Source organism: Rheinheimera tangshanensis (genome assembly GCF_014645135.1).
Taxonomy (GTDB): Bacteria; Pseudomonadota; Gammaproteobacteria; order Enterobacterales; family Alteromonadaceae; genus Pararheinheimera; species Pararheinheimera tangshanensis.
In genome coordinates this window covers 44,870-71,165 of sequence record NZ_BMLH01000005.1, presented here as the reverse complement: position 1 = coordinate 71,165, position 26,296 = coordinate 44,870, and the positions used below count along the sequence as shown (strand labels likewise).

Annotated in this window: 18 protein-coding genes, 3 tRNA genes and 1 pseudogene; 8 read left to right on the top strand and 14 right to left on the bottom strand. The window is 47.1% G+C overall.

Annotated features, from left to right (window positions below):
- Nucleotides 1-146 precede the first annotated feature (146 nt).
- Nucleotides 147-908, top strand: a pseudogene (locus IEW88_RS18885) (PAS domain-containing protein); the annotation flags it as partial.
- A gap of 6 nt (nt 909-914) precedes the next feature.
- Nucleotides 915-1,442, top strand: a complete 528-nt coding sequence (locus IEW88_RS18880; protein WP_371870982.1) for a methyl-accepting chemotaxis protein — start codon at nt 915-917, stop codon at nt 1,440-1,442.
- Between the two features lie 59 nt (nt 1,443-1,501).
- On the opposite strand, the gene nth is transcribed toward IEW88_RS18880, so the two are convergent.
- The 11 genes from nth to IEW88_RS10910 form a co-directional block, all read right to left on the bottom strand.
- The gene (gene nth / locus IEW88_RS10960) at nt 1,502-2,164 is read right to left on the bottom strand and encodes an endonuclease III (RefSeq protein ID WP_053424618.1); all 663 of its coding nucleotides are present in this window, start codon (nt 2,162-2,164) and stop codon (nt 1,502-1,504) included.
- Nucleotides 2,165-2,191: 27 nt separating this feature from the next.
- A complete protein-coding gene (locus tag IEW88_RS10955) occupies nt 2,192-2,890 on the bottom strand; it encodes an electron transport complex subunit E (protein ID WP_147904435.1) in 699 nt (232 codons plus the stop codon).
- Nucleotides 2,891-2,894: 4 nt separating this feature from the next.
- A complete protein-coding gene (gene rsxG / locus IEW88_RS10950) occupies nt 2,895-3,521 on the bottom strand; it encodes an electron transport complex subunit RsxG (protein ID WP_053424619.1) in 627 nt (208 codons plus the stop codon).
- The gene (gene rsxD, locus IEW88_RS10945) at nt 3,521-4,585 is read right to left on the bottom strand and encodes an electron transport complex subunit RsxD (RefSeq protein WP_147904436.1); all 1,065 of its coding nucleotides are present in this window, start codon (nt 4,583-4,585) and stop codon (nt 3,521-3,523) included. Before rsxD ends, rsxG begins: the two co-directional genes overlap by 1 nt.
- Nucleotides 4,582-6,711, bottom strand: a complete 2,130-nt coding sequence (gene rsxC / locus IEW88_RS10940; protein WP_147904437.1) for an electron transport complex subunit RsxC — start codon at nt 6,709-6,711, stop codon at nt 4,582-4,584. The genes rsxD and rsxC overlap by 4 nt, the downstream gene beginning before the upstream one ends.
- Nucleotide 6,712: 1 nt before the next feature.
- Complete coding sequence (gene rsxB, locus IEW88_RS10935) at nt 6,713-7,267, bottom strand: electron transport complex subunit RsxB (RefSeq protein WP_053424622.1); 555 nt, start codon at nt 7,265-7,267, stop codon at nt 6,713-6,715.
- Nucleotides 7,268-7,849: an electron transport complex subunit RsxA gene (gene rsxA, locus IEW88_RS10930; protein ID WP_053424623.1), complete on the bottom strand. Its 582-nt coding sequence runs from the start codon at nt 7,847-7,849 to the stop codon at nt 7,268-7,270.
- A 319-nt stretch (nt 7,850-8,168) separates the two neighbouring features.
- Nucleotides 8,169-10,025, bottom strand: a complete 1,857-nt coding sequence (locus IEW88_RS10925) for an EAL domain-containing protein (RefSeq protein WP_185148601.1) — start codon at nt 10,023-10,025, stop codon at nt 8,169-8,171.
- Between the two features lie 123 nt (nt 10,026-10,148).
- Nucleotides 10,149-10,225 (bottom strand) — tRNA-Asn (locus tag IEW88_RS10920).
- Nucleotides 10,226-10,260: 35 nt separating this feature from the next.
- Nucleotides 10,261-10,337 (bottom strand) — tRNA-Asn (locus IEW88_RS10915).
- A 26-nt stretch (nt 10,338-10,363) separates the two neighbouring features.
- Nucleotides 10,364-10,440: transfer RNA gene (locus IEW88_RS10910), tRNA-Asn, on the bottom strand.
- Nucleotides 10,441-10,974: 534 nt separating this feature from the next.
- Between IEW88_RS10910 and IEW88_RS10905 the strand changes: the two genes are divergently transcribed.
- The 3 genes from IEW88_RS10905 to IEW88_RS10895 all read left to right on the top strand — a co-directional run bounded on the left by IEW88_RS10905 (nt 10,975) and on the right by IEW88_RS10895 (nt 15,240).
- On the top strand, nt 10,975-12,339 hold the full coding sequence (locus tag IEW88_RS10905) for an MATE family efflux transporter (RefSeq protein ID WP_147904439.1): 1,365 nt from the start codon (nt 10,975-10,977) through the stop codon (nt 12,337-12,339).
- A complete protein-coding gene (uvrB, locus tag IEW88_RS10900) occupies nt 12,339-14,330 on the top strand; it encodes an excinuclease ABC subunit UvrB (RefSeq protein WP_147904440.1) in 1,992 nt (663 codons plus the stop codon). The genes IEW88_RS10905 and uvrB overlap by 1 nt, the downstream gene beginning before the upstream one ends.
- 136 nt (nt 14,331-14,466) lie before the next feature.
- Nucleotides 14,467-15,240: a putative porin gene (locus IEW88_RS10895; protein ID WP_185148602.1), complete on the top strand. Its 774-nt coding sequence runs from the start codon at nt 14,467-14,469 to the stop codon at nt 15,238-15,240.
- A gap of 188 nt (nt 15,241-15,428) precedes the next feature.
- Here the strand turns inward: IEW88_RS10895 and IEW88_RS10890 are convergent, their stop codons facing one another.
- Entirely contained in the window at nt 15,429-16,313 is an 885-nt protein-coding gene (locus tag IEW88_RS10890; RefSeq protein WP_147904442.1) for a LysR family transcriptional regulator, read from the bottom strand.
- 110 nt (nt 16,314-16,423) lie between these two features.
- On the opposite strand from IEW88_RS10890, the gene IEW88_RS10885 reads away from it, so the two are divergent.
- The 3 genes from IEW88_RS10885 to IEW88_RS10875 all read left to right on the top strand — a co-directional run bounded on the left by IEW88_RS10885 (nt 16,424) and on the right by IEW88_RS10875 (nt 22,498).
- A complete protein-coding gene (locus tag IEW88_RS10885) occupies nt 16,424-17,503 on the top strand; it encodes an efflux RND transporter periplasmic adaptor subunit (protein ID WP_147904443.1) in 1,080 nt (359 codons plus the stop codon).
- A gap of 3 nt (nt 17,504-17,506) precedes the next feature.
- A complete protein-coding gene (locus IEW88_RS10880) occupies nt 17,507-20,572 on the top strand; it encodes an efflux RND transporter permease subunit (RefSeq protein ID WP_147904444.1) in 3,066 nt (1,021 codons plus the stop codon).
- Between the two features lie 153 nt (nt 20,573-20,725).
- Nucleotides 20,726-22,498 (top strand): M14 family metallopeptidase, encoded by a 1,773-nt coding sequence (locus IEW88_RS10875; RefSeq protein WP_147904445.1) that lies wholly within the window; start codon nt 20,726-20,728, stop codon nt 22,496-22,498.
- 56 nt (nt 22,499-22,554) lie between these two features.
- On the opposite strand, the gene IEW88_RS10870 is transcribed toward IEW88_RS10875, so the two are convergent.
- Together IEW88_RS10870 and IEW88_RS10865 are read right to left on the bottom strand one after the other, a co-directional pair.
- On the bottom strand, nt 22,555-25,299 hold the full coding sequence (locus IEW88_RS10870; RefSeq protein ID WP_147904446.1) for a diguanylate cyclase domain-containing protein: 2,745 nt from the start codon (nt 25,297-25,299) through the stop codon (nt 22,555-22,557).
- Complete coding sequence (locus IEW88_RS10865) at nt 25,299-26,273, bottom strand: ABC transporter substrate-binding protein (protein ID WP_147904447.1); 975 nt, start codon at nt 26,271-26,273, stop codon at nt 25,299-25,301. Before IEW88_RS10865 ends, IEW88_RS10870 begins: the two co-directional genes overlap by 1 nt.
- Between the last annotated feature and the right edge of the window lie 23 nt (nt 26,274-26,296).

The following is a 26,296-nucleotide window of genomic DNA, read 5'->3' as shown; positions in this document are numbered from 1 at the left end:
TGAATATTGGTCTGATTATCAGCGTATTGCGGTGTAGATTATAAAAGTCTTAAATATCGCAAATTCGGCAAAAATTGCAAAAATGATACTTTTTTGAATTATTACTGTATAATCACCAAATACACTTGAATCGAAACAGCCTAAAGATGTTTAACAAAACAATTAAATTAGAAAACGAAAGACTAAGGAAGGAGTTGTCAGAGGCGCACTCTGTGATTTCAGCCATTAAAGGTAGTGTTGCATTTATACAGTTCTCGCCTGATGGCTATATCCAGAATGCGAACGAATTGTTTCTGCTGACTGTCGGTTATTCGTTATCTGAAATAGTAGGTAAACATCACTCAATTTTTTGTGACTCCCACTATTCTTCAAGCTATGAGTATAAGAACTTTTGGTCTGAGCTCGCCTCTGGAAAAGCTAAGCATGGAACATTTCGCAGAAAAACTAAGGCTGCAAAGTCTATTTGGTTGGAGGCGACTTATTTTCCCGTTCACAACCACGACGGAAAAGTCACAAACGTTATTAAAATTGCTTCGGATGTAACAGAGCAAACCGCGGATCTGGCTGATCAACATGCTATATATTCTGCGCTGGACAAAGCGATGGCTATTATCGAATTTACCCCTGATGGTGAAATTGTTCATGCCAACGACAACTTCCTGCAGGTCATGGGATATCAACTTTCTGACATTATTAACAAGCACCACAAGATGTTTTGTGATGATAGTTTTTACAGGGAGAACCCAGAGTTCTGGAGAAATCTGGCGGGAGGCAAACTTAGCTCGGGTAAGTTTAAGCGCTACGATGCCAGAGGCCGTGAGATATGGCTTGAGGCCAGTTATAACCCGGTAAAAGATGACACTGGCAATATCATCAAAGTGATAAAGTTTGCCACCGTCATTACCGACCGGGTTATGCAAGCCATGAGGACAAAACAAGCGGCTCAGATTGCCCATGACACAGCATTACAGACATTTAATATCGCTGAACAAGGGAAAAGTCATATTGGGTTCTCTTTAGATCTGGCGAGCGAAATATCTGAAACCGTTTTGGCGACTAATCAGGTTATTCAACGATTGAGTGATCAGGCAAAAGAAATTTCCAGTATGGTGACTATGATCCGCTCTGTTGCAGAGCAGACTAATCTGCTTGCTCTGAATGCTGCTATCGAGGCGGCAAGGGCTGGTGAGGCGGGGCGCGGTTTTGCCGTAGTTGCAGATGAAGTCAGGTCTTTGGCTTCCAGAACCAGTGCTGCAACGAATGACATAGCTAAGGTTGTGGCAAGAAACCTTGACGTCACGGACCAGGTGATGCAAGCAATTAACTCTATAGATGGCTTAAGCAGCCAAAATGGAGAAAAAATAGTGCAGCTGTCCAGCATTATTATGGATATAGAAAAAGGTGCACAAGAGGTTGTGCAGTCCGTATCTGCGATCCAATAATAATCAGAGTGTAAAGTTTATAAGGGCGTGACGTTGAACTGGCGCCCTGAATAATAAGTTTACTCTTCTGTTTTCTCTTTGAACTCGCAAAGGTCTTCAATGATACAAGAGCCACATTTAGGTTTGCGTGCCACGCAGGTATAGCGGCCATGCAAAATCAGCCAGTGGTGAAGGTCGAACATAAATTCTTCTTTATTTGGCGTGTTGCGGATAATACTTTGTTCCGTTTCTTCAACCGTTTTGCCTTTAGCGTAGCCGGTGCGATTGGCGACGCGCTGGATATGAGTATCGACCGCGATAAAGTATTTGCCCTCGTTATCCTTGAGCCAACCGAAGGCTGTATTTAAAACCACATTAGCCGTTTTGCGGCCTACACCAGGCAATGCTTCTAAGGCTTCACGGTTTTCCGGCACTTCGCCATTGTGCTTATCCAGCAGAATACGACAGGTTTTAATCAGGTTTTCTGCTTTGGAGTTAAAAAGCCCTATGGTTTTGATGTACTGCTTTACTCCATCCACGCCCAAATCAAAAATAGCCTGCGGCGTATTGGCGACAGGGTAGAGCAGGCGGGTGGCCTTATTGACACTAACGTCCGTGGCCTGAGCTGATAACAACACGGCCACCAGTAATTCAAAAGGTGAATTAAACTCCAGCTCAGTGGTGGGTTTAGGGTTATTCTCCCGCAGGCGCTGTAAAATCTGAATGCGTTTTTCTTTATTCATTGGGTTCTGTTTAAATCTCTAAGCGTTTCACTGGGCGGACACTTGCGTGACCCGTGCTCTGCTGATTTTCTGCTCTGCAGGTTTAGCTTTGGCTGCGGCTCGGGCATCTATAGCATTTTTACCTGCAATCAAAAATCCCATCACTAAAAAGGCGCCAGGTGGCAAAATCGCTAATAAAAACTGATGGTCGGCCTGATATAAATGAATGGTCAGTACTTTTGCCCAATCGCCCAGCAATAAATCGGCACCGGCGAATAGAGTACCAGCACCTATCACTTCACGAATGGCTCCTAAAGTGCAAAGCACTAACGCAAAACCTGTGCCCATCATCAAACCATCAAAAGCAGCCGGTAACACGGCATTCTTGGAGGCATAGGCTTCGGCGCGACCAATCACTATGCAGTTGGTGACAATAAGCGGAATAAAAATACCCAAGGCCTGATACAGGTTGTATAGAAAGGCGTGCATCAACAGTTCAATGACTGTGACCACAGACGCGATGACCATCACAAAAACCGGGATACGGATTTCATTCGGTACATAGTTACGAATAAGCGACACTACAGTATTAGTGCACAATAACACCAGCATAGTAGCCAAACCTAAGCCTAAGGCGTTGGTTAAACTGGAGGTGACTGCTAATAAAGGACAAAGCCCCAATAACTGCACTAACCCTGGATTATTTTTCCACAGGCCCTGACGAATTATTTCCTGATAGTGATTCATTGCTTCAGGCTCCACAATCGGCTGGCAAGCTGGCCAGTTCAGGATGTTGCTGAATATAAACTGCAGCGTTTTTCACTGCTTTTACAACAGCACGAGGCGTAATAGTAGCACCGGCAAACTGATCAAACTGACCGCCGTCTTTTTTGACCGCAAAACTTTTATCTTCGGCAGAAGCAACGGTCTGGCCATTAAAACTCAGTATCCAAGGGGTTTTACGCAGCTCTACTTTATCGCCAAGGCCTGGTGTTTCTTTATGGCTTAGAACCCGTACCCCAATCACTTCGCTGTCTGGACTAATAGCTGCCAACACCTCAATAGCACCACTGTAACCATCTGGTGCTGTGGTCTCCATCAAATAGGCTTTGAGCTGGCCTTCCGTGCGGTAACGGTAGATTTTTTGTTTAGCATCTTTTCCCAATAACTGGGTATCGAGCACCGCGACACAGTCCTTCAGTATGTCGGTATTGCCTGCAAGTTCTGGCATAACTTCCACCAAAGTATTCAATTTACTGGCGAGCTGTTGCTGTTCAATTTCTGTTTTGGTGATTTCATTGACAGCGGCTACTGCAAAGACACAAAGTACAGCCGCAGTTCCAAGCAACAGCGCATTTTTACCAACAGAACTTAGCATCAGCGCGCTCCTTTGTGTTTATGGCCATAAGTGCGTGGTTGGGTGTAGTAGTCAATTAAAGGCACTGTCATATTGGCCAGCATGACGGCAAAAGCAAAAGCATCCGGATAACCGCCGTAGCTGCGGATCAAAAATACTAAGACCCCTATTAAAGCACCAAAAATCAAGCGGCCTTTCTCAGTGGTGGAGGCGGATACCGGGTCTGTGGCAATAAAAAATGCTGCCAGCATAGTGGCACCCGAAAATAGCTGGAATATCGGGCTGGCATTGGTATCGGGGGAAATCAGCCATGCCAGTAGACTGCAACCAAATAACGAGCCCAATACAGCCACTGGAATGCGCCACTGAATGACTTTTTGCTGCAATAAAAACAAACCACCGAGCAAATAAGCCAAATTGACCCAAAACCAACCTTCACCAGACAACCAGCCAAATACAGGTTTTTTTAAACTTTCTGCGGTGGTGTAACCCTGCGACAGATCAGTTTTTAAAGTATCCAAAGGCGTCGCCATACTGATGCCGTCCGCATCCTGACGGAGTTGGCTGACACTGTAACCGCTGCAGCTAAAGTCGGTGAAAATAGCGCAGACAGCATCAAGTGGGCCTACAGTGACGTGCTGTACGGGAGCTGCTGGTAACCAACTGGTCATGGGCAGAGGAAAGGACACCAGCAGCAGTACATAAGCTGCCATGGCAGGGTTAAACAAGTTATGACCTAAGCCGCCGTATAATTGTTTTACAACGATAATGGCAAAGGCAGTGCCTATCACCACCAGCCACCAGGGGGCGTAAGAAGGAATGGCAACCGCCAGCAAAAGGGCTGTAACTAAAGCGCTGTGATCCAGCAGTTTAACTTTGATTTTTTTACTACGAATAGCCAGTACAGCGGCTTCACAGCAGAGTGCTGTGACGCTCGCGAGCACCAATTGAATGAGCACGCCATACCCAAAAAAGTATGCTTGTACGGCGATACCAGGCAGCGCGGCAAGTGCAACGAGTTTCATCAGTTGAGCCGTACTTTTTTGACTGTGCTGGTGCGGAGAGCTGGCGATTTTAAAACTCATAACGGCTCACTGTTTTGTTGTTTTTTAGCTTTGGCTCTGGCTATTGCGGCTGCAATAGCGACTTTTTTTGCATCTTGTTCAGGCGTTGACTCTGTGGGCACTGCAACGGGCTCTGCCACTTCAGACGCAGGCGCTGTTTCCGCCTGGGGTTGCTCCGCCAGCTTTTTCGCCTTAGCACGGGCTATAGCGGCAGCCACTGCGGCTTTTTTCGCATCGGCATCAGAAGCGGCTGTCTCTGCTGGAGCCGGTTCGGCAGCTTCTTCAGATTGAGCTTCTGCCAGCTTTTTCGCCTTAGCCCGGGCTATAGCTGCAGCCACTGCGGCTTTTTTCGCATCGGCATCAGAAGCCGCTGTCTCTGCAGGAGCCGATTCTGCCGCTACTTCAGATTGAGCTTCTGCTTGCTTTTTCGCTTTAGCGCGGGCTAAAGCTGCAGCTATTGCAGCTTTACGTGGATCTTCAGTCTGCTCTGAGGTTTGAACCGAAGCCGGTTCTGCGGTTTGGGTTTGTTGTTTCTGCTGTTGATAAGCCAAAGCTTCGGCTTTTTTCCGTTCACGCTCGGCAATAATTTGTTCTTTGTCCAGAGCTGGCGCAGTCTGCTGTTGAGTACGTTCTAAGGCTTGTTGCACCGCCGCTGCGGTTTGACTGGCCAAACCGCTAGCCTGTTGCTGGGCGACACGCTGAGCGGCCAGTTGCTGGTTACGTTCCAGACGTTCTTGTTTCTCGCGTTCCAAACGTTCAGTGCGGGCGTCAAAACGAGCTTTAGCTTGTTCAGCTTTTAAGGCTTCACGCTGAGTTTCACGTATTTCTGCCTTAGCAACACGGTAATAATGCACTAGCGGAATTTCGCTGGGGCAGACATAAGCGCAGGCACCACATTCAATGCAGTCAGATAAATTGTATTCCGCCAGTTTGTCCTGATCTTTGGCTTTGCTGTACCACAATAGTTGTTGTGGCAATAGGCTGGCTGGACAAGCGTCAGCGCAAGCGCCACAGCGAATACAGTCCATTTCCTCACTGGCTGCGCCTAATTCGTTTTCGGTGGGCGCTAAAATGCAATTGGTGGTTTTTACTACAGGCACGGACCAGTCTGCTATGGCAAAACCCATCATCGGGCCACCAACAATGATGCGCTGCTGCGGTTCAGGCTGAAATCCGCAGGCATTCAGTAAGTCGGAGATAGGAGTGCCTATCAGCGCCAACACATTTTGTTGTTGCGCTAAAGTTTCGCCTGCGACTGTTACGACGCGGTGGATCAGCGGAATATCATCCAGCACCGCTTGTGCTATCGCAAAAGCAGTTCCAACGTTTTGCATCACTATACCGATATCTAAAGGCCTGCGACCTGCTGGTACTTCTTTATTAGTCAGCAACTGGATCAACTGTTTCTCGCCGCCAGAAGGGTATTTGGTCGGTACTTCGCGAACAAAATAATTAGTACGTTGACCTATGGCTGCTTTTAACGAAGCTGCTGCAATTGGCTTATCGTCTTCAATCCCTATTAACACTGCTTTGGGGCTTAACAGTTTTACCAAAATTTCAATACCGGCAATAATGTCGCTGGCACGTTCCTGCATCAGCAGATCATCGGCTGTGATATAGGGTTCACACTCGACTGCATTAATGATCAGATAATCAACAGGTTGTTTTACGTTCACTTTAATATGAGTCGGGAAACCCGCACCGCCCATACCGGAGATACCTGATTCCTGAATACGTTCAAGCAAAGTATAGGCATCCACTTGCTCAGGATCTAAAGGCTTACGAGGGCGCCATTCGTCCATGCCATCCGGCGCCAGTACTAACGCAGGTTCAGCTAAGCTCGACGGGTGGGCACTGGTATGAAGTTCAATCGCCTGCACTATGCCAGAGGTTGGCGCATGCACAGGCACAGCCATGGCATTATCGGCTTGAGTTAAAGCCTGACCTTTGAGCACCCGATCGCCGACTTTTACCAGCACTTTGCCAGCTACGCCAATATGTTGGCGCAGTGGGATGTATAAACGGTCAGGAATATCCAAAAGCGCTACAGGTTTTTGGTTGGTGCGTTCTTTACGGCTTGGTGGATGAATACCGCCGTGAAAGTCCCAGACTTTTCCGGCCTGGATGTGTTGAAATAAAGTAGGCAAGTTACGACTCCAGCACTTTTACCGGGATAGCATTTAAGTCCCACTTCCAGCGCTCAATACTGCTGGCTAATGGCACCATGTCTATGCAATCCACAGGACAAGGTTCAACACATAAATCACAGCCAGTGCACTCGTCGACAATCACAGTGTGCATCTGCTTGGATGCACCAACAATAGCGTCAACAGGGCAGGCCTGAATACATTTAGTACAGCCAATACACTCGTCTTCGCGAATAAAAGCGACACGCTTGACCGCCGGAGTTTGTGCTGCGTCCAAAGGCTTGGCTTCAACGCCCATTAAATCGGCCAGTTTTTTAATAGTCGCATCGCCACCCGGCGGACATTTGTTGATGTCGTCGCCATTGGCTATTGCTTCGGCGTAAGGCCGGCAGCCAGGGTAACCACATTGACCACATTGAGTTTGAGGTAAGATCTCATCAATTTGTTCAACCAGCGGATCAGCATCCACCTTGAAGCGGATAGCGGCGTATCCCAGCACAGCGCCAAAAATCAGCGCCAGAATACCCAGAGCCCAGAGGGCTGTGATAATAGACATTTACACCTTCACCAAACCAGTAAAGCCCATAAAGGCCAACGACATTAAACCCGCAGTGATCATGCCGATAGCGGCGCCTTTAAAAGAAACTGGCACATCGGCAGCAGCCAGACGTTCACGCATAGCGGCAAATAAAATCAAGACCAAAGAAAAACCAACCGCGGCACCAAAGCCATAGACCACGGAAGAGAAAAAGTCATGGCGGGCATTCACGTTCAGAATTGCCACCCCTAATACCGCACAGTTGGTGGTGATCAGTGGTAAAAAAATACCTAACAGGCGGTACAGCACCGGGCTGGTTTTATGTACTACCATCTCGGTAAATTGTACGACAACAGCAATCACCAGAATAAAAGCCAAAGTTCGCAGGTACAGCAAATCCAGTGGTTGCAATATGTAATAGTCCACCAGATAACTGCAGAGTGAGGCTAACGTCAGCACAAAAGTGGTGGCCATTGACATGCCGATAGCGGTTTCGAGTTTTTTTGATACACCCATCACAGGGCATAAGCCGAGAAACTTCACCAGTACGAAGTTGTTCACCAGTACAGTGCTCACCAGCAACAGCAAAAATTCCGACATAAAAGAACCCCAGAAAAAAGTCGCGCTATTATGAAGCTTTGTAAGGTCTGAAACAACAGCACTGAACGCGAATTGCTCTTATCTGAGCCTACTGACCTAGCAGAATTCACCTCAAAATCAATCGATGCAGGATTTGTGGGTGACCATAAAGGCCGCCCCTATAATAATTCTAATTAAAATCAATCAACTGTAGGGGTGGGTCTTGTACCCGCCCGTCTACACGAAACCGCTGTGTCCATTGACGGGCCGGGACAAGCCGGCACTCAGATGTTGTTTGTTTATACGGTAGTGTGGTTCAGATAGATTGTTGTGAGAAGCTTTATTCCAATGGTGCAGGCTTACTGAGGTAGTACCCCTGGATCCCGTCAATTAATAATGACTCCAGCATTTGTTTTTCGGCCGCCGTTTCAACATTTTCAGCAAACACTGCCACTCCTATCCTATGCGCCAAATCAACCATCAGCCGGACAAAATACTGGTTGTTTTTATCCTCTTCGATTTGTCGGGTGTAGCTGCCGTCCATTTTGACAAAGTCAGGTTTTAAATCGCGGAAAAATTTAAAAGACGTAATACCTGCGCCAAATTTTTCTACTGTAACTCTGGCCCCACACTGATGCAGCATATCAATCAGGCGTTTACTCAGTTTCAGATTCTGTTGCAAACCCCATTCGCTAATTTCAAACACTAGCCGTGACGTTAATTCAGTTTCTTTTAGTAAACGTCGTTCCAGATAACTGATGAAGCCTTCGTCTTGCACCGCATGAGCGGACAGATTCAAACCAAATATTTGGCCAGGAGTATTGGCAACCAAAGTCAGCGCCTGCTCTATGATCAACTGCTCTATCTCAATCAGCTTGTCGAGTTTTTGCGCCATATCTAAAAACAGAGCGGTAGGCAGCAGTTGATCTTCGTTACTGCGAAAACGCACTAATAATTCGGAATAGGTTTTGCTGGTTTTATTCAGTGGTTGAATAGGCTGTGCCAGTAAACTTAACCGCTGACCTTGCAGCACATCGTCAATTAAACTGCGCCAGTTCTTCGTGCTAAAGGACGACTCTGCTGTTTGCTCCTGACTATCGGTAAATAGATACCACAGGTTCGTTTGTTTATTGGCCTTACTTTGTTTGGTTTTTGCCAGACCTAAAGCGGTATCCGCCATCGCCAGCAATTCACCCAAAGGTTTGCCCTGAGCCACTTGTACTAAACCTGTTAACGCCACTGAATCCAGTTGTTTTTGCTGTTGGTAGCTGTCGAAATTTTGCTGCAGTAGCACGACCAGCTCTTCGGTTTGTTCTGTGGTCATTTGTGGAAACAACACACAAAAGTCTGTGTTATTTAAACGGAATAACGGGCTTTCATCACTGAGTTGCGGCAGTTGCTTCAATAAGTCAGCCATCTCTTTGATATATAAATCACCGGCAAGATAACCTTGTTTATGATTAATTTGAGGCAGCGCATGGCAACGGACCAATAAAAATATCGACTGATGCACTGCATTCGCCGCTTTGAGTTGCTGTTCGTAATAACGCACAAACTGTTGTCGGTTTGGTAAAGAGGTCAATTGATCATAAAGCGCCAACTCCAGCAAGTAGTCAGTACCAGAGGTGGTGCTTTGAGGTTGTAATGGTTGTACTACAGCTGGAGCCTGCTGCACAGCCGCTTCTATCGGATGAGGGGGCAGGGCTTTGGGCTTTTTTGGCCGGTTTGGTTGCAGGTAATAAGGCAAGACACCCAAAAGCAGTGGACCAAAAAATAAAAACAAACTAAAGAGTTCAAGCGTACTGAGTTGCTCAGCTAACTGCGGCAAAAACTCGACCTGTAAATTATGGGCTTGATCTTTCACTGAGGCAGGAGTCAAAGGGCGATCAAACTGCGTCAGGATCCAGGAAGAAAAGGCGTGTTCAGGCAGAGTATTGCTTTGTTCGTGTAACACCACTCCATCCAGTTGGCTGACTTTTAAATAAGGCAGGTCAAAACTGCTGCTCAGCTGACGGGTCAGAATTTTGGTATCGCCAGTCAGATCGCTGGCTAACATTTGTTGAATAGCACTGTAATGCAGCTGATATAAACTCTGAATTTGCTGAGCTGCAGCAAACCAAAACAACCAAAGCGCCAGCAGTGCCGATACCAAAGCAGCAGCCCAGTGACTTAAGGCAATAAAGGATGGAGACTTCATAGCTGGCAACCCATACTGAATTTTTTGTCCACGCTTGAACATCGAAAAGTAAGCTTAAGTTATTTCAGAAAAAAACACTAAGGAAAAGAGACTATTAAGAGAGGAAACAAGATGTACTTGAGGTGGCTCCCCAGGTTGGACTCGAACCAACGACCTACGGATTAACAGTCCGCCGCTCTAACCGGCTGAGCTACTGAGGAATTGTATACGGTTATCAAATTGTGATTATTTCAGTTGGCTCCCCAGGTTGGACTCGAACCAACGACCTACGGATTAACAGTCCGCCGCTCTAACCGGCTGAGCTACTGAGGAACTGAAATAATATGTTGAGACTACAGTGGCTCCCCAGGTTGGACTCGAACCAACGACCTACGGATTAACAGTCCGCCGCTCTAACCGGCTGAGCTACTGAGGAACTGTGTTCTGCAACGGGGCGCAATACTAATGCCCGTCTTAAACACTGTCAACACTTTGCCCGGTGCTTTTTCATAAAAGAAGTTTACTTGCTGTTTGTTTAGCCAACCCTGGTCGAAAAGCTGTGCAACTATGAATTTTGCATATGCAGAAGCTATTCGTTAGTCCGTGGCGGCATTGGTTTTTGCCAAAGTCAGGCCACTAAAGGGCTAGCGTAAGTTACCCACAGAATCTGTGGATAAGTCTGTGAGTTGTTGTGTTGATGGGCATGCTAAGCCTTAACAGATAAGGCTTAGCGACAGATCAATAGGTTTGCGACTAATTTTTTATGCTTTATAAAACAAAGGCTTACAAATCTGAAACAACTGAAACTTTATGCAAAACTACAGGACAGAAACAAAATTTCTCTGTAAAAGCAGATTGTGAACATTTTTTCTATTTCTTGTTCAGTTTTACACCAATTTGGTCGCATTGCTGGTAGTGCCGTCTGTTACTTTTCTCTACAATAGCGCCACTTGCGCTTAAGCTGACTGTTATGACTCAATCCACTTCGAAACGTCCTGATCTGCTCAAAGGTGATATTCAGGCCACGATGAAACAAATGACGGTGCCTGTGTTGTTTGGCATGATCACCTTAATGTCCTTTAATCTGGTCGACACCTTTTTTATCAGTATGCTGGGCACTGCAGAACTTGCAGCTGTCAGTTTTACTTTTCCTGTTACTTTTACCGTCATCAGCTTAGCTATTGGCCTGAGTATTGGTACTTCGGCTGTGATCGCAAGAGCCTTAGGCAGTGGTGATGAACAAAGTGCCCGTAGTGATGGTTTGGCGGCGTTATGGTTATCTGCTTATTTAGTCATTGCCTTATCTATAGTGGGTTACCTGACCATAGACCCTTTATTCCGTTTGTTGGGAGCAAAAGAAGATACCTTGCCTTTTATCCACGACTATATGGATATCTGGTTTTTTGGTGCGGTGTTTTTAATCACCCCTATGATTGGCAATGCCGTCTTAAGAGCGGCAGGGGACACTAAAACGCCCAGTATTCTGATGGCTTGTGCCGGTCTGTTAAATGCGGTTTTGGATCCTATTCTGATATTTGGCTGGGGTCCGGTGCCAGCTATGGGGGTGGCCGGAGCTTCATTGGCCAGCCTGATTTCCTGGTTGTTGGGTTTTGGTCTTATTTTGTATTTACTGATGGTGCGTCGCAAACTGATCGATACGGGGCATCAGCCTTTTGCTGAATTTATTACCATCAGCCGAAAAATTCTGCATATAGGTTTACCCGCAGCGGGTGCCAATATGTTAACTCCGTTGGCAATGGCTATTTTAACGGCCTTAATGGCCAGTTATGGCGCCGAAGCAGTGGCGGCTTTTGGCGTAGGTGCCCGTATTGAGAGCATTGCTTCTTTAGTAGTGCTGGCGCTTTCTATGACCTTGCCGCCTTTTGTCAGTCAGAACTACGGCGCTTGTGCTTATGATCGTATTCATACGGCTTACAGAAGTTGTATCCGATTTGTTCTTGGATGGCAGTTTTTGGTTTATCTGGGCTTAGCCGCAAGTGCCTGGCTGGTAGCAGATGTTTTTACTGAAGATCCGTTAGTAGCTCAGTATATCCGTTACTTTATCTGGATTTTGCCTTTAGGTTATGGCCTGCAAGGTATCATTATTCTGACGAACTCTTCTTTTAATGCGCTGCATTTACCCCTGAATGCATTACAACTGAGTGTGATCCGGCTTTTTGTATTCTATGTACCTTTTGCCTATGTAGGTGGTTTGCTCGGTGGCGTAGTCGGGGTGTTCGCAGGTGGACTGATTGCCAATGCATTTACCTCTAGTCTGGCGTATTACTGGTTCAAACGTAAACTGGCAGCTTTAACTTTAAGTGGAGAATCCTGATGAGCCGCGATTTTGAATTAGTCTCCAATTATAAGCCTGCGGGCGATCAGCCTACTGCTATAGCTAAACTGGTGGATGGCCTGGAGTCTGGTTTAGCCCATCAAACCTTATTAGGGGTCACTGGCTCAGGTAAAACCTTCACTATGGCGAATGTGATAGCCCAGGTAAACCGACCTACCTTGATTATGGCGCACAATAAAACTCTGGCAGCTCAGCTTTATGGTGAGATGAAGGAGTTTTTTCCGAATAACTCGGTAGAGTACTTCGTATCTTATTACGACTACTACCAGCCAGAAGCTTATGTACCGGCCAGTGACACCTTTATTGAGAAAGACGCGTCTATTAATGAGCATATAGAGCAGATGCGTTTGTCCGCCACCAAAGCGCTGATGGAAAGACGGGACGTTGTGATTATCGCCTCGGTGTCTGCTATTTATGGTTTGGGTGACCCTGAATCTTATATGAAGATGCTGTTGCATCTGAAAGTAGGCGACATCGTTGATCAGCGCTCTATCCTGCGTCGTCTGGCCGAGCTGCAATACAACCGCAACGATGCGGCCTTTGAGCGTGCCACCTACAGGGTGCGTGGCGATGTGATTGACGTATTTCCGGCTGAGTCGGATGAAATCGCAGTGCGTATTGAGCTGTTTGACGAAGAAATTGAGCGCATCAGTTTATTTGACCCGCTGACAGGTTCGGTCGAAAAAGTAGTGAGCCGCTACACTATTTATCCAAAAACGCACTATGTCACACCAAGAGAGAAAATTCTCGAAGCGACAGAGCGGATTAAAGTAGAGCTGAAAGAACGCCGCGCCCAGTTGCTTGCTGAGAACCGTTTGATAGAAGAGCAGCGTATCGGCCAGCGCACCTTGTTTGATTTAGAAATGATGGTGGAACTGGGCTATTGCTCAGGCATCGAAAACTATTCACGTTATTTGTCGGGCAGAGCTGAGGGCGAGCCACCGCCAACTTTGCTGGACTATTTCCCGGCCGATGGCCTGATGTTTATCGACGAGTCGCACGTCACCATTTCACAAATTGGCGCTATGTATAAAGGCGATAGGTCGCGCAAAGAAAACCTGGTGAATTATGGTTTTCGTCTGCCGTCCGCTTTGGACAACAGGCCGCTGAAGTTCGATGAATTTGAGTCTATTGCACCGCAGCGTATTTATGTCTCGGCGACACCTGCAGATTACGAGCTGAAACAATCGGCTGGTGAAGTGGTAGAGCAGGTGGTGCGGCCGACGGGCTTGGTAGACCCTGTGATTGAAATCCGTCCTGTGGCGACTCAGGTGGATGATTTAATGTCGGAAACTATGCGCTGCGCCAAATTAGGTGAGCGGGTATTGGTCACAGTGCTGACCAAAAAGATGGCAGAAGACTTAACCGATTACTTAGCGGGCCACGGCGTCAAGGTGCGGTATTTGCACTCGGACATAGACACTGTCGAGCGGATGGAAATTATCCGGGATCTGCGTTTAGGTGTGTTTGATGTACTGGTCGGTATCAACTTACTGCGGGAAGGTTTAGATATTCCGGAAGTGTCGTTAGTGGCAATACTGGATGCTGATAAAGAAGGCTTTTTACGTTCAGAGCGGTCGCTTATTCAAACTATGGGACGTGCTGCGCGTAATCTGGCGGGTAAAGCAGTACTGTACGCCGATCGCATTACTGGTTCTATGCAGCGTGCTATCGATGAAACTGAAAGGCGGCGCGCGAAACAGATCGCTTATAACGAACTGCATGGTATTACACCAACTGCTATTAAGAAGAAAGTGTCAGATGTGATGGACTTGGGCCAGGACGCCGATTTGCCGAAAGTAGCGGAAAAAATCAAACTGGCCAAAGGCAAAACACCTTATCAGCTGCAGGCTGAAATTAAGCAACTGGAGCAAAAAATGCTGCAGCATGCCAAAGATCTGGAGTTTGAACTGGCAGCGCAATTGCGCGATCAAATTCATCACTTACGCGAAGCTTTGCTGGAGATTTAATCAGATCCATCGGATTTTTCCTGTTTTATATGGTTATCTGTTTGATATTTATACATTTATTTACAGGTTCGTTCAGAGAGCATTAACTTTCAGAAGTTTACACTGCCTGCGTTTTCTCAACCAAAAGGTAGTACTTATGAAACGTTCTATGCTCGCTTTACTTATCGCTGTAGTGTCAACCGGTGCAGCAGCGAACAGCTATCAAAATGAATCTTCAGTCGATTATGGCAACAGTGAGATCAATGGTGTTGATTTGGATCTGTGGCAACTGAAGCATCAGTATTTCTTTAATGCAGTAGACACTTCAGGCAATACGCCGCGCGCTGAAGCTGCATTTATCAATAAAAACGCCAGTGTTTTCGGTACTTTATCTCGTTTGTCAGCTGATTCTGAAGATCAAAACGGCTGGTCAGTGGGTGGTGAGTATATGGACCAAAGCCATAACTTCTACGGTAAGCTGGAATGGCTGCATTACAGTGGCACAGACTATCAGGAAGTAGATGGTACTGTAGGTTATTTCATCAGCAACGATTGGTTAGTGGGTGCTATTTTTGAGCATAGCCGCCCGGATCAAGGTGGCAGCAGCACAAACTATGGTGTGATGACTAAAAAGTTATGGGATTTAGGCACTGGGGATATGATCAACCTGGAAGCCAATATCCTGGATTACCGCGATGATTCTGCCACCCGCTATGGTGTAGGTGCGGATTACTACTTCGGTAAAAACTTCTCTGCCGGTGTAGGTTATCAGTGGATTTCTGATGGTGTATTAAGCGAAAGCGAAGATAGCCTGAGCTTACGTACTAAGTGGTTTGCTCTGCCAAACTTGTCGTTATCAGCCAGCGTTGCTTTTGATGCGCTGGAAACTGGTGATGATGTGTATCAAGTAGGCGCAAGCTACCGCTTCTAATCTTATTACCCGTTGTATTTGGCGCCGCAGCGTTGTTGGCTGAGGCATCTCGCCCCAGTCGCATGGTCAGCTATGCTTCTGGGGGCTCGATGTCTTGCCGCCTAGCTGCAACACCAACTACTTAGGGCAAATTAGTGCAAAATGATTTTACTGAGGAGCCGCAAGGCTCCTTAGTCTTTTCTGATGAATTAACTTGCAGTCAATTGCTGCCAGATGGCTTTTGCTACCGGGCCCAGTTGTTGATCTTTATGCCGTACCAGCGCCACGTCCCCCTGAATCAACTTTGGAAATTCCATCGGCTTTAGCTGCACCAAAGCACCGCGAGCTAATTCATCCGCCACCTGGTGACGTGCCACCATGCCCCAGCCTAAATGAGCTAACAGGGCTTGTTTCATACATAAACTGTTGTTGACTTTGACCCGCCGTGCCGACTGCAAGGGCAATAATTTCCCGCTATCAAAATTTAACGCTTCTGAATTTGCGACCAGTTGAGGCAGTTCTGCCAATTGCGCCTGATGAGTTAAAGGCTCCCCCAGTTGTTGTAAAAACTCGGGGCTGGCAACACATAAAATATCAAAACTACCAATGGCAACAGCTTCAAAGTCGCCCAAACTGATAAACACTGGATACCAGGGGCTGATTGCCAAATCCGCTTGCTGGTTTTTCAGCTTTTCCAGCGCTTGCAGCCGGTAATCGCAACTTAACAACAACTCGGTATGAGGAAATTGTTGCTGCGCTTGTCGTATCGCGCTCATAAAGGGGGTTAGATCCACAGCTTCATCAAAAGCCAGGCGCAAACTAGCTTCAGCTCCACGGCTTAAATGCTGAGCTAAAGACTTCAACTGAGCACTTTGATGCAGAAGTTGTTGAGCTTGTTGATAAAAACGTCGTCCAGCTTCAGTAAATTGCAGGCGATATTGACTCCGATCCACTATAGTAAAACCGCATTCCTGTTCCAGCTTCTTCAGCGCCATGCTCAATGCTGGTTGGGTTTTATGGAGTTTTATCGCGGCCTGCAGCAGGCTTTCACTGCTGGCGACTGCATCGAGAATATAAAGCTGAGTCAGGTTCATCAATTATTCTTATGTAGAAATGAAATAAATATAAATTTTAATGTTAATTGTGCTTTTGTATAGTGCAACGATAAAAGAAGCTGCGTAGCAAGAAAAAGGGAAGGGTATACATGTCCAAACAGATGATGATAAGTGCGCTTTTGTGTGTGGCCGCTGTTGCAGGCTGCTCCAAGCCGTTAGAACCTGTACAGCAAAATCAGAACAGGCCAGTGAAATTGCATCTGGTACAGGATGGTCAGCAAAAACTAATTCGCCAGTTCCCTGCCATAGTCGAGCCTACTGAAAATGCCCGTCTAACCTTTAGGGTTAGCGGTAAACTCACCCAATTTTCTATCCGGCCCGGTCAGGATGTGAAAAAAGGCGATGTGTTAGCCCGTTTAGATGCCACTGATTTTAAATTGAAGGTAGAGCAGGCACAGGCCCGTTATCAGTTATCCAAAGCGCAGTTTGACAGAGCGGCCAGTTTGATAGGCCAAAAGCTGGTATCGCAGGCAATGTACGATGAGGCCAAGGCCCAGTTGCAAGTAGCGGAAGCTGATTTAAAAACCGCTCAGACCAATTTGTCCTACACCGAAATGGCGGCGCCTTTTAGCGGCATAGTGTCACGTTCTTTAGTTGAGAATCATGAGAACGTCGCCGCTCAGCAAGCCATTCTGGAATTACAACTCAAAGGTATGGTGGACGTCGTCATTCAGGTCCCTGAGGATGTGATAGCGCTGGTGAAAAAAGACATCAGTTATCAGCCTGATGTGATTTTTGATTCATACCCCAGCTTAAGCTACAAAGCCAGTATTAAAGAATGGGATACCAGAGCGGACAGCGCCACCAACAGCTTTAAAGTGGTGTTTAGTATGCCGGCACCGGAAGAATTTAATGTGCTCTCTGGCATGACGGCCAACGTCGTGGCTGATATGAGCCAACTGATGCGCGCTCAGGCTTCCGCAGTCGTGGTGCCTGCCACAGCGGTATTTGCGGCTAATGATCAGCCTGTGGATGCTACAGAACGTTTTGTCTGGGTTTTTAACGAAGGCAAAGTCAACAGAAGAGCTGTGACTGTCGGGCGTTTAACAGAGCAGGGGATCGAAGTGTTATCTGGTTTAGCCGCTGGAGATCAAATCGTCACTGCTGGTGTAAATCAACTAACGGAGAACCAGCAAGTACGGCCATGGCAACGTGAGCGGGGTCTGTAAGGTATGGATGTCGCTCAGTATTTTATAAAAAATAAAACCTCGTCCTGGCTGGTCACCCTTATTCTGCTGATAGGTGGCACCATGGCCTATTTTGGTCTGGGGCGACTGGAAGACCCACAGTTCACGTTAAAACAAGCTTTGATTATCACGTCCTACCCTGGCGCTTCACCTTTGCAGGTAGAAGAAGAGGTTAGTTATCCGATTGAAAATGCGATTCAGCAATTACCTTATGTCGATCACGTGACTTCTATTTCCACCAGTGGTACCTCGCAAATTATGGTGGAAATGAAAGGTATTTATCGTGCCAAAGAGCTAAAGCAAATTTGGGATGAACTGCGTCGTAAGGTGCATGATTTAACCCCAGCGTTACCTCCTGGGGTGCAGGCGCCCGTCGTCAATGACGACTTTGGTGATGTATACGGCATGTTATATGCCATCACCGGCGAAGGCTATTCCGACGAAGAGATCCGGGATTATGTCGACTTTTTACGTCGTGAGCTGGTGCTGGTTGATGGGGTTGGTAAAGTCTCTGTCAGTGGTCGGCAACAGGAACAAGTCGTAGTCGAAATATCCCGTTCCCGTTTGGCTTCATTAGGCATTCCACCGACACAAATTGCCAGCTTATTGCAAACTCAGAATGTGGTCAGTAATGCCGGCGCTTTGCGCCTCGGGCCTGACAGGATCCGAATTCACCCTACAGGTGAGTTTCAGTCAGTGCAAGAGCTGGAACAGCTGATCATTAGCAATCCAGCAGCCAAAGAGCTGATTTATTTAGGTGATGTCGCCAAAGTTTACAAAGACGTGCAGGAAGTGCCGAGTCAGATCTTAAAGTTCGATGGTAAAAATACCCTGACTCTTGGCGTATCGTTCAGCCAGGGGGTTAACGTCGTCGATGTCGGCGCTCTGGTGACTGCCCGCCTAAAAGAGCTGGACTACGCTCGTCCTGTAGGTATGGATATTAATACCATCTATAACCAACCTGCCGAAGTGGAAGCTTCGGTCGGAGGCTTTGTACTAAACCTGGTGGAATCGGTTGCTATAGTGATCGTGGTACTACTGGTGTTTATGGGGCTGCGCAGTGGCTTTTTAATTGGCCTTATTTTACTGCTGACTGTGCTGGGCACCTTTATTTTTATGCAGCAAATGCAAATTGAACTGCAGAGGGTGTCTTTAGGCGCGCTCATTATAGCGTTGGGCATGCTGGTGGATAACGCCATAGTGATCACCGAAGGTATTTTAATTGGCATGCAAAGACGGCTGAGTATCAGTGAGTCGGCTTCTGCCATCGTCAAACAAACTAAATGGCCTTTGTTAGGTGCGACCGTCATAGCGATCACCGCTTTTGCTCCTATAGGTTTATCCAGTGATGCAACGGGGGAATTTGCTGGTAGTTTGTTTTGGGTGTTATTGGTCAGTTTACTCTTGAGCTGGGTGACTGCTATTACCCTGACCCCGTTTTTCGCCAGTTTGTTTTTTAAAGAACAACTCAAAGCCGGATCTGAACAAGAGCAGGCTGAGCCTGAACTTTATCAGGGCTTTATTTTCGAGGGGTACAGAGCAGTTCTAACCGCAGTGTTGCGCTACAGAGTATTAAGTTATGCGCTAATGATTCTATTGTTAGTGCTGTCAGTTATGGGGTTTGCGAAGGTCAAACAAGTATTTTTCCCTGCATCCAATACTCCGATTTTTCTGGTGGATTTATGGCAACCCGCTGGGACTGATATTCGACAGTCCGATGCTGAAGCTCTGGACGTCGTAAAGTACTTAAAGTCGTTAGATGGGGTAGAAGCTGTTACTTTAACCTCAGGCCGTGGTGCTGATCGTTTTATGCTGACCTATCAGCCCGAACGTTTTTATGCAGCCTACAGTCAACTGGTGGTGCGGGTGCAGGACAAGTCGCTGCTCTCTGGCCGTATGGCGGATGTCAGCTCCTACATAGATGACCAACATCCAGGACTTAGGCACAAATTAAAACGGCTGGATGTGGGGCCTTCCACAGCTGCTAAACTCGAAGCCCGTTTTAGTGGTGCCGATCCTAATGTGCTACGACAACTGGCTGAGCAGGCTAAGGCCATTATGGCGCAGGATTCAGGCACCCGTAATTTACGCGATGACTGGAGTAACAGAGTCAAAGTGATCCGGCCTCAGTTTAATGAAGCTTTAGCGCGCAGAGTGGGGATCAGTAAGCAGGATATCGACGATGTGCTGCTGACCCATGTGAATGGCCGTACTGTGGGTATTTATCGTGACGGCACACACTTACTGCCGATCATCACCCGAGCGCCGGATTCAGAACGGCAAAGTGTTGATGCGCTGTCAGATTTGCAGGTCTACAGCCCTAAGTTAAACCGCTATATCCCGATCAGTCAGGTGGTGAGTAGTTTTGCTTTGGAGTGGGAAGACCCACAAATTATGCGGCGTGATCGTAAACGCACTGTCACTGTGATGGTCGATCATAATATTTTAAGTGATGACACCGCAGCCTCTTTATTGAAAAGAGTGCGGCCTCAAATCGAAGCTATACCTCTGCCTACTGGTTACAGCCTGAGTTGGGGTGGAGAACTGGAGGCTCAGACTAAAGCGCAAAAGGCTTTGTTCAGTTCGCTGCCTATGGGCTATCTGGTGATGTTTGTTATTACGGTCTTGCTGTTCAACTCAATGCGTGACGCTTTGGTGATTTGGGCTTGTGTGCCTATGGCATTGATTGGTGTGACGTTGGGGCTATTGTCAGTCAATGTGCCATTTGGCTTTTTAGCCTTGCTTGGCTTTTTAAGCTTGTCAGGTATGCTGGTGAAAAATGGCATCGTCTTACTTGATCAGATCAAACTCGAATTAAGTCAGGGGCTGGCGCCTTATCAGGCTGTATACGACAGCGCAGTTAGTCGGGTTCGTCCCGTCTCTATGGGCGCTATCACTACTATTTTGGGGATGTTGCCTTTGGTCACCGATGACTTCTTCGCCAGTATGGCAGTAGTCATTATGTTTGGACTGGGTTTTGGTACCATTCTCACCTTGCTGTTTTTACCTCTGATGTATTGCTCCATCTATCGGATCCCATCCAAAACCTAAATAAAATTGGGGTCAGATCACATTGTTAACAGTTAACAATGTGATCTGACCCCATTTTTAAGTTTATCTGCGTATAGCTATAGCATGTGTGAACTGTTAGTGGTAAAAACTGTGGCGATATGATTTAAAGCTCCAAAAACGGATTTGTTTCGAATGAAAAAACTAGCCCTTTCTCTGGCATGCAGCTTTGTCTTTTCTGTTACTGCTGCTGACCATCTGCCGCCTTTACCTGACTGGCAAGGTGCGACCTTAAGTCTGATTAAACCTGCGCAGCATCCCTGGGTAACCCCAGCTGAAGTGTCTGATTTGTCTGAAACGCCTGACTACGAAACTACGATCAACTATCTGCAACGTCTGGCGGCCAGTACTTCATTGATTAAGCTTGAAGTGATAGGGCAAAGCCCTCAGGGCCGTGCTATTTATCTGGTCAAAGCCGGCACTGATCCCGACATGATAGGGCGGGACAATAAACCAGTGTTACTGGCGCAGGCTGGTATTCACAGTGGTGAAATTGACGGCAAAGATGCGGGTTTAATGCTACTGCGTGACATAGCGCATGGCGATAAAGCGGATTTGTTAAAAGACGTCAACTTGCTGTTTATTCCAATTTTTTCGGTTGATGGTCATGAGCGCAGCGGTAAATACAACCGCATGAATCAACGCGGGCCTGAATTGCAGGGCTGGCGTGCAACAGCACAAAACCTGAATTTAAACCGTGACTATATGAAAGCTGAAGCGCCTGAAATGCAGGCGCTACTGAAACTACTCAATAGCTATAAACCGGATCTGTATCTGGATATCCATGTAACAGACGGTGAAGATTACCAGTACGACATCACTTATGGTTTTAACGAGCCTTTTGCTGCTTTAAGCCCGAACGCGGCCAGTTGGCTTGCCAGTAGTTTCCGCCCTGAAGTAGATCAGGCGCTCACAGCTGCAGGTCATATTCCGGGTCCGCTGGTATTTGCTCATAACAGTGCAGATTTCAGTAAAGGCCTGGCTGGGTCTACCTCTTCTCCACGTTTTTCCAATGGCTATGGTGACTTGCGTCATATCCCAACAGTACTGGTGGAAAATCACAGCTTAAAGCCTTATAAGCAAAGGGTGTTAGGCACTTATGTCTTGTTGGAGCAAAGTTTAAAACTGCTACAGCAACAAGGTACTGTGCTGAAACTGGCGAAAAAAGCCGATGAAAATGCGCGGCCAGAACGTCAGATACTCGCCTGGAAAGCCAGTGAAACCCCTGATTATATTGCATTTAAAGGTGTGGAAGCCGTACAGAAAAAAGATCCGATCACAGGTGTCACTTATCAAACTTGGACAGGTAAACCACTGAATTATGAGCAACTACCTGTGTATTGGGAAAAAGAACCTGCTGCTGAAATTGACGTGCCAAAAGCCTATTGGATCCCACCAGAGCAGCAAGAGGTTATTGCCAAACTGGCATTGCATGGTGTGCAATTTACTAGTTTAAAATCACCAAAAACCATTCAGTTACAGCAATTAACTGCCACTTCACACGAGTTTGCCAACAAACCTTTTGAAGGACGTTTTGCAGTCAAAGCTGAATTTAGCCGTAACTGGCAAAAAATCCGCTTACCAGCTGGTTCAATCCGGGTCAGTACCGATCAGCCGTTAGGCGCTTTGGCTGTTGCCTTACTGGAACCTACAGCGCCAGACTCTTTATTCAGCTGGGGTTATATGCTGGGTATGTTTGAGCGGGTTGAATACTTTGAAACCTACGCCATAGTGCCGCTGATTGAGACTGCGCTGAAGCAGGACAAAAAGCTCAAAGCAGAATTTGACGAAGCGCTGAAGCAAGACAAAAAGCTCTCTGCTGACCCACAAGCCAAGCTGCAATGGTTGTATCAGCGTTTGCCATACTACGATCAGCATTACCTGAAATATCCAATCCTCATCGAATAATGAAAATGGGGTCAGATCACATTGTTAACAGTTAACAATGTGATCTGACCCCATTTTTAACTGACGAGTTCTTTGTCCGAGTTGCTGAAAATCGCGTACTGGTTTTTGCCCGAGTGTTTAGCCTGATACATCGCCATATCGGCTTGTCTTATTAACGTGGCATCATCCACTGGCTTTTTCTGCGGATAAAAGGTGATACCAATACTGGCGCTGACTTTAGCCTGCTGTTTTTGCAGATCAACAGGTTGACTGACGCTCTGGAGCAAACGTTCGATCAGCGGAATACAATCAGCTTCGCTGGGTAATTCGGTTAATAAAGCAATAAACTCATCCCCGCCCAATCTGGCGAGTGTATCGTTTTCGCGCATTAAACCACGCATCCTGTTGGCCAGTTCAACCAGCAAACAGTCACCGGCTTCATGACCCAAACTGTCATTCACCTCTTTGAAACCGTCGATATCAATAAAAATAACGGCCATTAGTTTCTTTTTGCGTTTGGTGAGCGCCATATTTTGCGCAATTCTATCTTTCAACAACAAACGATTGGGTAAGCCAGTCAGCGCATCAAAATGGGCAATAACACGGAGCTTATCTTCCTGAGCTTTTTGCACCGTAATATCAGAAAACAAAGCCACATAATGCACGGCCTGATGCTGCACATCGCGCACCACGGAAATCGTCAGCGCTAACACGATAGATTCACCGGTTTTGCGTTTTCCTTGTATTTCGCCTTCCCAGAAACCAGCCCGGCTCAGTTCCTGCCATAAGGCTTCGAAATACTCTTTATCCGACTGCGAAGCTACCAGAAGTGCCAGATGGCGGCCCAATGCCTCAGTTTCGGTATAGCCGGTAATGCGGCAAAAGGAGTGGTTTAAATCCAGAATGGTGCCACTGGCATCTGTGATAAAAATGCCTTCCCGGGCCTGAATAAATACGCTGGCGGCCAGCTCTTGCTTCATTTGTGCATGGTGACGTTCCGAAATATCCAATTGTGAGCCTATGACCTCAGTGACATGGCCTTGCTCGTCTCGCAAGGCACACAACTGGTTTTCAATGCAGATCAACTGATGTTTCAGCTGCGGATCCTCTGCATAAAGTCCTGAATGAGCCACATTACGTTCCAAAGTACAGCTGTATTTCAGCACACCAGGGTAACCAGCGCTGGCCCAGTCCATAAACTTTTGCGCAATCAATTGCTGGTTATCCGGATGCACAGATAAATTCCACCAATTGGCCATCCGCATGATTTCCATGGAGCTTTTTAAGTACATCGTAAAGCAGTTTGGACTAATGTAATTCAGCCGCATTGTGATAGGGTCGAAGGCATAAATCACAGAAGGGCTGCGCTCAATCAGTTGATCCAGCCGTTTAAAGCTTTTTTGCAGACGTTTTTCTATCCAGTGACGCCGGCTCACGTCAGTGCAGAGCAATACAAAGTGAGGACTTTCAGCAGACGCTCCGGGCAAACGGAATAAATCGGAATCCAGATACAATTCTTTGCCGCTGGCCAGCTGTATCTTAAGGCTAAGCACAACAGTCTCCTGAGGCTTATCCTGCAGGCGTTGCATCGCTGTTTGCACTACTGATTTCTGCTCAGGTTCAGGCAACCAGTCAATCAAAAACTGCCCTTGTAAGCTATCTGCAGTGATCTGCAGAAGCTTCAGCGCATTGTCATTAAAATGCACAACACGGCCTTGCATATCCAAACCAAACAACAGCACATGCACTGTATTATTCAGCACTGTACTCATCTGTGTTTTGTGCAACATCAGTTGTTGGTTCAACTGTTGCAACTTGTCGTTGACCAGGCTTTGTCTGGCCTGTTTCTGTCTGGATACAATGTACAGCGTCAGCAGCAACACCAGCAGTGCCACAACAAAGGCCAGAGTTGCTCTGTGATCAGTCCAGCTATGCAGATAACTGCTTTTCCCTTCTGCCTGATAAGGCGGCAAAGACAGCTCTCGCAAGGTATATTCAACCGGCTGATAATCAGCTGCAGCACCAAAAGCTTCTGAGGATCCGTCAGTTCTGGCTTGTGTTTCCCATGCCAGCAGCGCAGCCATCATCCGGCTGGCTAAGGCGGGTTGTACAGTGGGCATCATCACTACCGGCCAGTCTGGATAAAGGCGGGTGGAGCTTTGCACTGGTAGTTCTGCCAGTTCCTGCTTGTTCAGCAGTTTTATTTCATTGGCGGTCAGCTGGCCTTGTTCGATCAGCTTCTCCAGCACGCCAGTTCGGACAAAACCTATGTCCACCTGTTTATTTTTTACTTCGGCCACCACAGCCTGATCAGATTTGGCTGCACTGAGCTTATGTGCAGGCAACTGAATGTCCAGTTGTTTTAGCTCCTTTACCTGAGCAACATAGCTAAAAAATGAAGAGGGACCGCCAGTTGCGATCCTCGCCTGAGAGATAAAGCTCAAATCACAGAGCGGATTCGACGCCAGACAAAAAATCACCCCGCCTGCTAAATCAAACTGACCTGATTTGGTCAAGGTTACCTGACTTAGCAGTGGAGCTCGCACCGCACCTTTGGCTTTTAGTTTAAGGTAATGGTAGGGGTCCGTTAGCAGAAAATCTGCTTTGTTTTGGATATCGTTTAAATCCTGGTTAGCAGGGTCAATAGCAAGGAGTTGCACTTGATCCGGCGCCAGCTGGGCTTGCAGGAAAAGCTGCAGTGCACCGTAGTGCTGCATACTGTGTTGGGCATCTTGCGTAACTACGGCAAAACGGATTGTTAAAGCAGATGCCGGTGCCGGTAGCCAGAACAGCAACAACAGGCCAAAGATCAGGTTCTTCATCAGTTCAACACCAATTGACGTAAAGCTGCGGTATCAAATAAAGCGGGGCTATAGATTTTGGGTTGCGCCGCTGCGGGCATAAAGCGAATCAGCTGCTGCATCGCTTTGTGTAGGGCGTCCGACTCTGACAGCAAAGCAATGTTTTGAGCCAAACCAGGATACTGCACACTGGCAAAGTAATTTGTAGTTTCACTTAACGTCAGATTACGCCAGAAGGCCGTTCGCCTGAGGCTATCGCCGGAGAATAGCCGCAGATGATCCAGTCCCAGATAATAGCTATTGAGTAACAGGGCCGGAATGTCACTAAGCAGGTTCACCCTGTCTGTTCTGACGGCCAGCACCTGGAACATCAGGGCAGGGCACTGACTGCTATCAAACAGCCGTTTTGCACCGGTACGTTCGATGTAATGCGACACCGGAGGCGTGTTGATAGCCGCATCAATTTGGCCATTTTCCCATGCCATTAATTGTTTGAGCTGAGGCAGATAAGCAACTTCTATGTCTTGTCGTTGCAAACCGGATTTTTGCAAATAGTGTTCAAGCAATAACTCAGAGACTGCGCGAGATTCCAGCGCTATGATTTTGCCTTTCAGTTGTGCTGCGCTGGTCAGCTCGGGGCGGGACAACAAAACATTTGCACCACAAGAGCGGGAAAGAATAAGGATCACTTGCAAAGGTATGTCTGCGGCCAAACAAGTCAGCACTTCGTCCAGTGCAAGAGTGGCTGCATCCAGCTCACCTGCGAGCATGGCACTGACAATCACCTCTGCCGACTGGCTTTTTCGCAGCATTACGTTATCGGGCAATAAATTGAAATGATCGCTGATATAAAAAGCTTCATGACCAGGGTGCTGATACACCCCAAGGCTAAAATCTTTTTTTCTGCCGCAGGCCGAAGCCGCAGTCAAAAGCAAAGGGCTTGCCACGCACAGTTGTAAAAACCGGCGACGTGACAACCCGAACAAGTTCCCCATAATAATGTGCAATCCTTGCAACT